We start from the raw sequence: 10,823 nt of genomic DNA on the forward strand, positions 1-10,823 counted from the left end.
GGCCACCGCCTTCGCCCGGGAGGGGGCCACCGTCTCGGTGGCCGGGCGCGACCCCGAGCGGCTGGCCCGGGCGGTGGCGGCGCTGGAGAAGGAGTCCGCCGGCGGCTCGGTGAGCGGCTTCCCGCTCGACGTCCGGGACGAGGCGGCGGTGGCCGACTGGGTGGCCCGGGCCGCCGAGCTGCACGGCGGGGTCGACATCGTGGTGACCAACGCGGGCGGCCCCGGCCCCGGCCACGCCACCGCGCACACCGTGCAGGCGTACCGGGACGCGGTCGAGCTCAACCTGCTCTCGGCGGTCTCGCTGGTCTCGGCCGCCGTGCCGCACATGCGCCGCGCGGGCTGGGGCCGGGTGCTGTTCATCACCTCACTGGCCGCCAAGCAGCCGATCTCCGGCATGGCGCTCTCCAACACCGTCCGCCCCGGTCTGCTCGGCTACGCCAAGTCGCTGGTGCACGAGCTGAGTCCGGACGGCATCACGGTCAACGTGCTCGCCCCGGGGATGACCAGGACCCCGGAGCTGGAGCACTGGGCGAAGGGCCTGCCCGGCGGCATCCCCGGCCTGACCGCCGACATCCCGGCGGGCCGGCTGGCCGAGCCCGAGGAGCTCGGCGCGGCCGCCGCCTTCCTGGCCTCCACCCGGGCGGCCTTCGTCACCGGCACCGTGCTGCCGGTGGACGGCGGCGCCACCCGCAGCCTGCTCTGACACCCCGTCGTTCCCCCGACCACCCGCCCCGACCACCCGCCGGCGACCACCCGCCGGCCCGGACCGAAGGATCCAGCATCATGACCGATCGGCGTGGCCCCCAGGACGACACCGCCCTCGAGCCGACCGCCCACCCGGGTGGCCAGCGGCTGGTGATCGACCACCAGGGAGTGGTGACGGCTCCGGCGCCCGAGGTGCCCGGTGCCCGGCGCGGCGGCACGGTGACCCTCCTCGCCGACGCCCCGCCGGAGCACATGGACCCGGCCCAGACCTACATCGGCACCACCCTCGCGGTGGCCACCGCGCTGTTCCACCGCTCGCTGACCGGGTACGTGGAGGACCCGGACAACGGCGTGCTCACCCTGGTCGGGGACCTGGCCACCAACGCCGGCCGCACCGACGACGGTGGCCTGACCTGGACCTACACCCTGCGCGAGGGCCTGGCCTTCGAGGACGGCACCCCGATCGGATCGGCCGACGTGGCGCACGCCGTGGCCCGCGCGTTCTCCGAACTCGGCGACTACGGGCCGCAGTTCGTCCAGCGCGCGCTGGACCCGGAGCGCACCTACCGCGGCCCCGGCCCGGCCGGTCTGCCCGCCCCCGGGGTCACCACCCCGGACGACCGCACCATCGTCTTCCGGCTCGCCGAGCCGTACCCGGACTTCCCGTTCTTCGCCGCCACCACCACGACCACCCCCGTCCCGGCCGACCGCGCCCCCGGCGCCGAGTACGAGACCGAGTGGCTCTCCACCGGCCCGTACCGGCGCGGGGAGAGCGTGCCGGGCGAGTACTTCGTGCTGGAGCGCAACCCGCACTGGAGCCCGGCCACCGACCCGATCCGCCGTCAGTACGTGGACCGGATCCGCTGGGAGTTCGGGGTGGACCGGTCCGCGCAGACCCGGCGGCTGGCCGAGCCCGACGCGGCCGACGCCACCTCGATCGCCACCACCGACGTGGCACCCGCCGACATTCTCTCCGTGCAGATCGACCCGGAGAAGCTCTCCCGGGTGCTGGACGGGCCGACCCCGTACGCCCAGTACGTCTACATCAACACGCAGCGGGTCACCGACCTCGACGTCCGCCGCGCGCTGATCCACGCCTTCGACCGCGAGTCCTACGTCGAGGCGGCCGGCGGCGCGGCCGCCGCGGAGCCGGCCACCACCGTGCTGGCCCCGCTGATGCCCGGTCACCAGCACTACGACGCCTACCCGTCCGGGCCGAACGGCGACGTGGAGCAGGCCAAGCGGCTGCTGGAGGGCAAGGAGGTGCCGGTGCTCCGGTACGCCTTCCAGGACATCGCCCCGCTGCGCAAGCTGGCCCCGGTGGTGAAGACCGCGCTGGAGCGGGCCGGCTTCCGGATCGAGCTGGTCCCGGTGGACCGGGCCGCGTACTACAGCACGGTCGGCCGCCGGGACACCGACGTGGACCTGATCTGGGGCGTCTGGGGACCGGACTTCCCGGACCCGGCCGGGGTGATGGACGTGCTGTTCCGCGGCGACCGGATCACCGCGACCGGCAACATGAACCTCTCCTACTTCGACGTGCCGGACATCAGCCGGCGCCTCGCCGCGCTCGGCAAGGAGACCGACCGGGCCGCCGCGGCCGCCGGGTACGCCGAGATCGACCGGGAGATCATGACCGACCACGCGCCGCTGATCCCGGTCTTCTACAAGCGGCAGTTCTCGCTGGTCGGGCCGGCCGTGGGCGGGCTGTTCGTCAGTGCGCTGTACTCCTTCCCCAACCTCACCCGTGTGCACGTCCGGCTCTGACGTCACGCCAGCAAGCCCGCACCACAAGGACGTTGCCGATCCGATCGTGACCGGAGGAGGATGACCGGATGTCGACCGAACCGCTCCGCAGGAGCTCCGTGACGTCCCGACTGCGCGCCGGCCTGGGTGGCCTGGGCGGTCTGCCGAGGGCCTTCTGGGTGCTCTGGGCGGGCACCCTGGTCAACCGGATCGGCACCATGGTCCAGCCCTTCTTCGCGCTCTACCTGACCACCAGCCGGGGCTTCTCGGTGGCCTCGGCCGGTGGCCTGCTGGCGCTGTTCGCGATCGGCCAGGTGTTCTCCCAGCTGATCGCGGGTGCGCTGGCCGACCGGTTCGGCCGGCGCACCACCCTGCTCGGCGGGATGCTGGCCAGCGCGGCCCTGATGGTCGCGCTGGCGAGCAGTGACAGCATCGGTGCCTTCGCGGTGGAGCTGTTCCTGCTGGGGGTGGCGATCGACGTCTACCGGCCCGCCTCCACCGCCCTGGTGGCGGACCTGATCCCCGGTCAGGACCGCACCCGGGCCTACAGCCTGCTGTTCTGGGCGGTGAACCTCGGCTACACCGCCGGTGTGCTGATCGGCGGCGTGCTGGTCACGTTCGGCTTCCAGTGGCTGTTCTGGGTCGACGCGGCCAGCTGCGCCGCGTTCGGCCTGATGGTCTGGTTCGCGGTGAGCGAGACCGCGCCGGCCAGGGCCGCGGCGGCGGTGGCGGCCGCCGGGAAGCGGGCGGAGGGCCTGGGCACGGTGCTCCGGGACAAGGTGATGACCGCCTTCGTCCTCACCACCAGCGGCTACGCCTTCGTCTACATGCAGACCATGTCCACCCTGCCGCTGGCGATGCGGGCGGAGGGCCTGTCCCCCGCCGCCTTCGGTGTCGCGATGGCGGTCAACGGCGTGGTGATCAGCGTCGTCCAGCCGCTCGCGGCGGCCCGGCTCAGCCGGGCCGACCTCAACAAGGTGCTGGTGGCCGGCATGGTCCTGGTCGGCATCGGCTTCGGCCTCAACTCCCTGGCCTCCTCCCCGCTCGGGTTCTCCGCCACCACCGTGATCTGGTCCCTCGGCGAGATCGCCTTCACCGGCGCCAGCGCCGCCACCGCCGTCGCCCTGGCCCCGCCCCACCTGCGCGGCCGCTACAGCGGCGTCTACGGCTTCGCCTGGTCGCTCGGCGGCCTCCCCGCCCCGCTGGTCGGCGCCTGGCTGCTCGGCCACGGCTCCGCCACGCTCTGGCTCGCCTGCGCCGCCATCGGCCTCGGCGCCGCCCTCGCCCAGTACCTCCTGGGCCCGGCCGTCACCCGTCGCACCACGGCCGTCGCCGCCGCCGAGGCCGCCTCGGCGGACCTGGCGGATCCTCAGGCGGCCGCCGGCCCGGTGAGGTCGAAGGACCTCTGACGCCCGGTCAGACCTCGTCCGGGCCGGTGAAGTCCGGGGAGGCGTAGTCGGGGGAGGAGTAGCCCGGGCCGGTGAAGTCGGCCGGGCGTTGGGTGCGGCCGTCGGGGGTGGTGACGCCCTCGACGCCGGGGCTGGTGAAGCCGGGGCTGGAGTAGCCGGGGGAGCCGGGGCGCGGGCCCGGGCGGGGGATGGTGGGCGGGGCCGGGGCGGGGTCGGTGTAGAGGTTGGCCACCAGCCAGGGGAGCAGGGCGCGTTGGTGCAGGGCGGTGAGCCAGGCCTGCCGGGCCTCGGCCAGGGCGACGTCCTGGGCGGGGGCGGCGCCGTCCCGCAGGGCGGTCAGGAGGAGGCCGACGATGCCGATCAGGAGGGCGGTGACGGCCACCGCCAGGGAGATCCAGCCGGCCGTCACCACCGCGCGGGCCAGGGCCAGCCCGGGTGAGGCGCCGCGGACCGCGTAGCCGATCGCCAGCAGCAGCAGCCCGGCGATCCCGGCCAGGATCGGGGTGAGCACGGTGAGCACCGGGAACAGCCCGGCGCCCTCCTCGCTGCGCAGCCGGTCGGTGAGGCCACGCGGGGCGGGCGGCCCGGCGGCCCGCAGGGCGGTGTAGCGCTGGTACTCGGGGTCGGCCGGGGCGGCCACCAGGTCGGCCGAGCGGGCCGCCTTGGTGCGGAGCTGGGCCGGGTTCAGGTGCGGCCCGGGCGCGGCGAAGGCACCGCTCAGGGCGGAGTCGCGCAGGGCCTCGTCCAGGGCGCGGTCGAAGTCCGGCCGGTCCTCGGGCAGTAGGTGCGCGGTGTGCTGCGGGGCTTGGTCCATCGGGGCTTGGTCCATCGGGGAACCCCCGTTCCGTCGTCGCGGTGCGAGAGGTGCGGGTGTGCGAGATCGCCTTGATGGTAGGGGCCGGAGGCGGCCTGAACACAGTCGCTTTCCGGTTTTCCACACGTTCCGGTGCGCGGCCGGGACGTGAACGTGACCGTTCAGGAGGCGTTCTGACGGTTGTTCAGTCCGTGGCCCGGCCCGTGGTTCAGTCCAGCGGCAGCCGGGCGACCAGCAGCCGGCCCTCCATGGTGACCCCGCCGTCCATCGCCACGGCCAGCTCGTCCGCGTAGATGTACGGCCCCGGCACGTGCGGCGGCACGCCGTCCTCGGCGTGGGTGGAGCCGGTCAGGTACGGGATCGGGCTGTGGCCGTGCACCACCCGGTGGCCGCCGTAGGCGCCGAGCAGCTCGTGCACCGCCTGGGCCCCGGCCGGGCCGCGGAAGGCGAAGCGCTTGGTGAAGCGGCGGAAGGCGTCCCACCACTCGTCCGCGCCCTCGTCGGCCAGCAGCCGGTGCACCGCGTCGTTGACGTCGTCCAGGCTGGCGCCGTACTCCAGGTAGGCGGTGGTGTCGGAGTGCAGCAGCAGGTGGCCGTCCTCCAGGGCGATGGCGGGCAGCCGGGAGAGCCAGCTGACGTGGTGCGACTCCAGCCGCTCCAGGTCGCTCTGCTGACCGCCGTTCAGCCGCCAGGCGGCGAGGAAGGAGGCCGTCCCGGCGGTGGACTGTACCGGCTCGTCGCCGTACCGGGCGGCGCCCAGGAAGAGCAGTTCGTGATTGCCCATCAGGGCCCGGCAGTAGCCGCCGGCCGCGGCCGCCTCGGCGGCCAGCTGCATCACCAGGTCGATCACGCCGATGCCGTCCGGGCCCCGGTCGGTGAAGTCCCCGAGGAACCAGAGCCGGGAGCGGCCGGCCGACCAGTGGCCCTCGGCGTCGATCAGGCCCTGCTGGTGCAGCGCGGCCAGCAGTTCGTCGAGGTAGCCGTGCACGTCGCCGACCACGTACAGCGGGCCGGGGGCCTCGCCGGGCTCCGGCTGCGGGTACGGGTAGTGGACCTCCTCCGGCGGGACCGGCTGGGCCAGCTCCATGGTCGGCGGGTCGTCGGAGCCCGCCGCCTCGTGCCCGTACTCGTGCACGGCCTCGTGGGCGGCCCCCTGGACGGCCTCCGGGCCGTAGCCGACGGCGGCCTGACTGGCCGTCGGCCAGTGCTGTTCCAGGAACCGGGCACCGCCGTAGCCGCTGTACGTGGCGTCGTAGCCGTAGCCGCCGGGAGGCTCGGGAGGCTCGTAGTAGGAGCCGTACGGAAGCACGTCGAGGTCCTGCGGCTGGCGGGGGCCTGACTCGGGGAGCTCAGGCCCGGGGAGGCGGTCCTCGGGTGTCATTCGCCCATCATAGGAAGACCGCTCTCCCCGAGTCCCCACCTGGTGCCCACCAATCGTCCGACGGCCGGTCCTACGTCTCTCCCGGTGGCCGCGGCGGGCTCACCGTGGTGCGTGGGCTCCGGCGTTGGGAGGAGGCCCGGACGATGAGTTCGGTCGGCATCAGGGTGCCGGGGGGAGGCCCGGCCGAGGCGGTCCGGTACCGGGGTGGGAAGAGCCGGCTGCCCTTGACCGGATCGGAGGAGGAGACCCCGGAGGAGTCGACTCCCTCGATGGCGTCGATCAGCAGGTTGACCACGGTGGTGCCGATCCGACGGGGTTTCAGGGAGAGCGTGGTGATGGGCGGCTCGGTGCCGGCGTACACGTCGCTCTCGCTGCAGCAGACCAGCAGCAGGTCCTCCGGGACCCGCAGCCCGTACCGCCGGGCGGCGGCGAGCAGGTCGGTGCCGTTCGGGTCGAAGAGCCCGTAGACCGCGTCCGGGCGGTCCGGCCGGGCCAGCAGCCGGTCGGCTGCCAGTGCCCCGGCGGCCGGGTCGTGGGCCGGGTAGGCCTCGTAGACCGGCTCCTGGCCGACCCGCTCGCACCAGCCGAGGTAGGCGTCGGTGGAGAGCCGGGTGTAGGTGTCGGTCGAGGTCCCGGTGAGCAGGCCGATCCGGCGGGCGCCGGCCTCGCTCAGGTGGTCCAGGATGCCGAGCACGGCGGCTTCGTGGTCGTTGTCCACCCAGGCGGTGACCGGGCAGTTGCCCGGTTTCCCGTCGCTCACCACCGGGACGCCGGACCGGTAGAGCTCGCTCACCAACGGGTCCTGGTCGGGTGGGTCGATCACCACCGTGCCGTCCAGCGCGATGTTCCCCCAGACGTCGTGCCGGGAGGAGGCGGGGAGCACCACCAGCGCGTAGCCGCGGCTGAGCGCGGCACTGGTGGCGGCCCGCGCCATCTCGGCGAAGTAGGCGAACTCGGTGAAGGTGAACGGCTCTTCGCCGTAGGTGGTGACGGTCAGTCCGATCAGGCCGGAACGTCCGGTGCGCAGGGTGCGGGCGGCGGCGGAGGGGCGGTAGCCGAGGCGCTCGGCGACCTCGCGCACGCGGCTTCTGGTCTCGTCGGGCAGGCGGCCCTTACCGTTGAGGGCGTCCGAGACCGTGGTGATCGACACTCCGGCGGCTGCTGCCACATCCCGGATGCCGGCCCGTTCCAGTCGCCTCGAGGTGGTGGGTCGCCGACCGCTCTGGTTGGCTGCTGCTGTCATGGCGGACCGATCGTATGGCGCATGACCGCGCTGTGTGACCGGTACCGACAGAGAGTCAGAAGAACCGTTTCTCCATGAACCTTCGGCCGCGCATCCCTTCGATACCGGTCGCAATCCAGGCTTCTTACCTCTGACATGTGCCATGGGAACCCGGCAGAATGGCTGATCGGTACCCGTACCCCGAACGAGCAACTCACCCTCACGGGTGAGCGTGGCCGCCATCGTTCGGGGCACCCGACCGGGGTGGGACGGGTACGCACCACGGGGCCGAGCGCGCGTACGGCGATCCCGGCCGCGTACGGCACCACGATTTCGACAAGGAGCGCACCGTGACCGGTACGGCAGCACAGGGCCCCCGCCTGAGGCCGACGCTGGACGGCATCCCCACGTACAAGCCCGGCAAGCCGGCCGGCGCCGACGCGTACAAGCTGTCCTCGAACGAGAACCCCTTCGAGCCGCTCCCGGGCGTGCTGGACGCCGCGGTCGCGGCCGCCACCTCCTTCCACCGGTACCCGGACATGGCCGCCACCGAGCTGGTCGAGGAGCTCGCCGCCCGCTTCGGCGTCCCGGCCGAGCACGTCGCGGTCGGCACCGGCTCGGTCTCGGTGGCCCAGTCCCTGGTGCTCTCCACCGCGGGCCCGGGCGACGAGGTGCTCTTCGCCTGGCGCTCCTTCGAGGCGTACCCGATCATCACCCAGGTCGCCGGGGCCACCCCCGTGCCCGTCCCGCTCACCGCGGGCGAGGAGCACGACCTGGACGCGATGCTCGCCGCGATCACCGAGCGGACCCGCCTGATCTTCGTCTGCAACCCCAACAACCCCACCGGTACCGTGATCCACCGGGCCGAGCTGGAGCGCTTCCTGGACGCAGTCCCGGGCGACGTCCTGGTCGTGGTCGACGAGGCGTACATCGAGTTCATCCGGGACGCGGAGGTGCCCAACGGCATCGACCTCTACCGCGACCGCCCGAACGTCTGCGTGCTGCGCACCTTCTCCAAGGCCTACGGCCTGGCCGGCCTGCGGGTCGGCTTCGCCGTCGCGCACGAGCCGGTGGCCACCGCGCTGCGCAAGACCGCCGTCCCGTTCGGCGTCTCCCAGCTGGCCCAGGACGCGGCCGTCGCCTCGCTCCGCGCCGAGGACGCCCTGCTGGTCCGGGTCGAGCACCTGGTCGGCGAGCGCGACCGGGTCACCGCCGCGCTGGCCGCCCAGGGCTGGCAGCTGGCCGTGACGCAGGCCAACTTCGTCTGGATCCGGCTCGGCGAGCGCACCCTCGACTTCGCCGCCGCCTGCGCCGCCGCCGGCATCGTGGTCCGCCCCTTCCCGGGCGAGGGCGTCCGCGTCACCATCGGCGAGCCCGAGGGCAACGACATCTTCCTGGCCACCGCCGAGGCCTTCCGCAAGTCGCTCTGACACCGCGCCGGGGCCGACGGCCCGTCACCTCGGGGCCCGGGGGCCCGTCGCCGGAACGCCGGCGGCGGGCCTCCGTCGTTCCGGGCACCATGAAGGGTTCTGGGCGGAGGCTGGGAGGCGGCTGGGAGCCCCGGCGGGTGCCGCCTGGAGAGGGGGAGGTGGGGGAGGCCGGGGGCTGGGGAACCCTTGGTGAATCTCCCAGTCAGTTCCCAGGTGGGCCACAGGGGTTGGAAAGCGCCGGGGGGCAGGGTGTGTGCCATGAAGGTGCTTCCTCGGCGGCGGGCCGCCGTCCTTGTGAACTCCGCGCTCGTGGTGGCCCTGGCGGCCGGAGGCGCTGTGGCGTACACGACCGTGGGCAGTGAGAGCGGGGTGGCGGCGAGCAAGCCGCAGACCCGTACGGCGACCGTCACCAAGGGGACGGTGTTGGCCACGGTGTCCGGATCGGGCACCCTGTCCTCGCCCAGCGACGCCGGGCAGGACTTCGTCACCGGCGGGAAGGTGACGGCCGTGAAGGTGGCGGTCGGGGACGTGGTGAAGAAGGGCGACGTGCTGGCCACGGTGGCCACCACCGATGCCCAGCAGCAGGTGGACGCGGCGCAGCGGGCGCTCACCACCGCCAACGCCAACCTGACCAAGGCGGAGGCCGGCCAGAAGGTCACCACCACCACGCCGGGCAAGACCGACGAGCGCGGCCAGCAGTCCCAGCCGACCACCACGACCACCGTCACGGTGGACGACGCCCAGGTGGCCCAGGCGGAGCAGCAGGTGCAGACGGCGCAGACCCAACTGACCAACGCCAAGGCCGCGTTGGCGGGCACCACGCTGACCGCCACGGCCGACGGCACGGTGGCCTCGGTGGCCGGCAAGGTCGGCGACACGGTGTCGGGGACCGGCGCGAGTACCGGCAGCGGCGCCAAGACCACGGGGACGAGCACGAGTTCGAGCACTGCCCCGAGCGGGTTCGTGGTGCTGACCAACCCGGCCGGGATGCGGGTGACGGCGAACTTCTCCGAGCTGGACTCGCTGAAGGTGCAGAAGGGCGCCACCGCCACGGTGTCGCTCAACGCGCAGTCCGACACCAAGCTCAACGCCAAGGTGCTGAGCGTGAGTTCGCTGCCGAACAGCAGCAGCGGAAGCGGCCAGGGCAGCAGCGCGGTGCAGTACGCCGCCGTGCTGGAGATCACCGGGGACACCGGCAAGCTGCGCACCGGCCTGAGCGCCACCATCTCGGTGGTCACCGGCGAGGCGCAGAACGCCCTCTCGGTGCCGACGGCGGCGCTCTCCGGCACCGGCTCCAGCCGGACCGCGACGGTGGTGAAGGAGGACGGCTCCACCGAGCGGGTCCAGGTCACCGTCGGCGTGGAGGGCGACTCCACCGTGCAGGTGACGGAGGGTCTGACCGAGGGCGAGAAGGTGCAGTTGGTGAGCACCACGGTGAGCGGTGGCAACGGATTCCCGAGCGGACAGTTCCCCGGTCTCGGTGGTGGCGGCCAGAGCGGCTTCGGCGGCGGTGGCGGCGGCGCCCGCAACAGCGGTACGGGCGGCGGGCGTTGATCGTGGCAGGCCGGAGCGTGACCCCCCGTCCGGTGATCCAGCTCCGGAACGTGGTGAAGCGGTACGGCAGCGGCGACGCCACGGTGTACGCGCTGCGCGGCCCGGACGGCCCCGACGGGCGGCCGCTCGGGGTCAGCCTGGACATCGCGGAGGGCGACTTCGTCGCGGTGATGGGCAGTTCGGGCTCCGGCAAGTCCACCCTGATGAACATCCTCGGCTGCCTGGACGTGCCGACCGCCGGCCGCTACCTGCTGGACGGCACCGACGTCGGCCACCTGGACGAGAGCCAGCTCTCGCTGGTGCGCAACCGCCGGATCGGCTTCGTCTTCCAGTCCTTCAACCTGGTGCCGCGCACCACCGCGCTGGCCCAGGTCGAGCTCCCGCTCGCCTATGCCGGGGTGCGCAAGGCCGAGCGCCGCCGCCGGGCGCTGGCCGCGCTGGAGCGGGTCGGCCTGGCCGAGCGGGCCGGGCACAAGCCCAACGAGCTCTCCGGCGGTCAGCAGCAACGCGTCGCGGTGGCACGGGCGTTGGTGACGGCCCCGGCCATGCTGCTGGCCGACGA

The 10,823-nt window shown here is 73.5% G+C and carries 9 protein-coding genes; 6 read left to right on the forward strand and 3 right to left on the reverse strand.

What is annotated here, in order from left to right:
• The 3 genes from ACZ6ZR_RS32710 to ACZ6ZR_RS32720 form a co-directional block, all read left to right on the forward strand.
• The coding region (locus ACZ6ZR_RS32710) for an SDR family NAD(P)-dependent oxidoreductase (RefSeq protein WP_465648610.1) at positions 1 to 703 on the forward strand (703 nt) is incomplete at its 5' end.
• 80 nt (positions 704 to 783) lie between these two features.
• Positions 784 to 2,472: an ABC transporter substrate-binding protein gene (locus ACZ6ZR_RS32715; protein WP_465648612.1), complete on the forward strand. Its 1,689-nt coding sequence runs from the start codon at positions 784 to 786 to the stop codon at positions 2,470 to 2,472.
• Between the two features lie 98 nt (positions 2,473 to 2,570).
• Positions 2,571 to 3,860 carry an MDR family MFS transporter gene (locus tag ACZ6ZR_RS32720; protein WP_465648614.1) on the forward strand — a complete coding sequence of 430 codons (1,290 nt, stop codon included), beginning with the start codon at positions 2,571 to 2,573 and terminating at the stop codon, positions 3,858 to 3,860.
• Positions 3,861 to 3,867: 7 nt separating this feature from the next.
• Here the strand turns inward: ACZ6ZR_RS32720 and ACZ6ZR_RS32725 are convergent, their stop codons facing one another.
• The 3 genes from ACZ6ZR_RS32725 to ACZ6ZR_RS32735 all read right to left on the reverse strand — a co-directional run bounded on the left by ACZ6ZR_RS32725 (position 3,868) and on the right by ACZ6ZR_RS32735 (position 7,298).
• Complete coding sequence (locus tag ACZ6ZR_RS32725) at positions 3,868 to 4,674, reverse strand: serine/threonine-protein kinase (protein ID WP_465648616.1); 807 nt, start codon at positions 4,672 to 4,674, stop codon at positions 3,868 to 3,870.
• 208 nt (positions 4,675 to 4,882) lie between these two features.
• Entirely contained in the window at positions 4,883 to 6,055 is a 1,173-nt protein-coding gene (locus ACZ6ZR_RS32730) for a metallophosphoesterase (RefSeq protein ID WP_465648618.1), read from the reverse strand.
• A gap of 70 nt (positions 6,056 to 6,125) precedes the next feature.
• Complete coding sequence (locus tag ACZ6ZR_RS32735; protein ID WP_465648620.1) at positions 6,126 to 7,298, reverse strand: LacI family DNA-binding transcriptional regulator; 1,173 nt, start codon at positions 7,296 to 7,298, stop codon at positions 6,126 to 6,128.
• 329 nt (positions 7,299 to 7,627) lie between these two features.
• Between ACZ6ZR_RS32735 and hisC the strand changes: the two genes are divergently transcribed.
• The 3 genes from hisC to ACZ6ZR_RS32750 all read left to right on the forward strand — a co-directional run.
• Positions 7,628 to 8,707, forward strand: coding sequence for a histidinol-phosphate transaminase (gene hisC, locus ACZ6ZR_RS32740; RefSeq protein ID WP_465648622.1), 1,080 nt, complete (start codon positions 7,628 to 7,630; stop codon positions 8,705 to 8,707).
• 258 nt (positions 8,708 to 8,965) lie between these two features.
• Positions 8,966 to 10,261, forward strand: coding sequence for an efflux RND transporter periplasmic adaptor subunit (locus ACZ6ZR_RS32745; RefSeq protein ID WP_465648624.1), 1,296 nt, complete (start codon positions 8,966 to 8,968; stop codon positions 10,259 to 10,261).
• Positions 10,262 to 10,293: 32 nt separating this feature from the next.
• Positions 10,294 to 10,823: ABC transporter ATP-binding protein (locus ACZ6ZR_RS32750; RefSeq protein ID WP_465648626.1), on the forward strand; the 530-nt coding region annotated here is incomplete at its 3' end.

This window comes from Kitasatospora sp. NPDC088742 (assembly GCF_055584905.1).

What these genes read in the sequence shown, in the direction of transcription:
- ACZ6ZR_RS32725 (WP_465648616.1), bottom strand. Translation starts at nt 4,674, where the DNA reads ATGGACCAAGCCCCGCAGCACACCGCGCACCTACTGCCCGAGGACCGG.
- ACZ6ZR_RS32735 (WP_465648620.1), bottom strand. Translation starts at nt 7,298, where the DNA reads ATGACAGCAGCAGCCAACCAGAGCGGTCGGCGACCCACCACCTCGAGG.
- ACZ6ZR_RS32730 (WP_465648618.1), bottom strand. Translation starts at nt 6,055, where the DNA reads ATGACACCCGAGGACCGCCTCCCCGGGCCTGAGCTCCCCGAGTCAGGC.
- ACZ6ZR_RS32745 (WP_465648624.1), top strand. Translation starts at nt 8,966, where the DNA reads ATGAAGGTGCTTCCTCGGCGGCGGGCCGCCGTCCTTGTGAACTCCGCG.
- ACZ6ZR_RS32715 (WP_465648612.1), top strand. Translation starts at nt 784, where the DNA reads ATGACCGATCGGCGTGGCCCCCAGGACGACACCGCCCTCGAGCCGACC.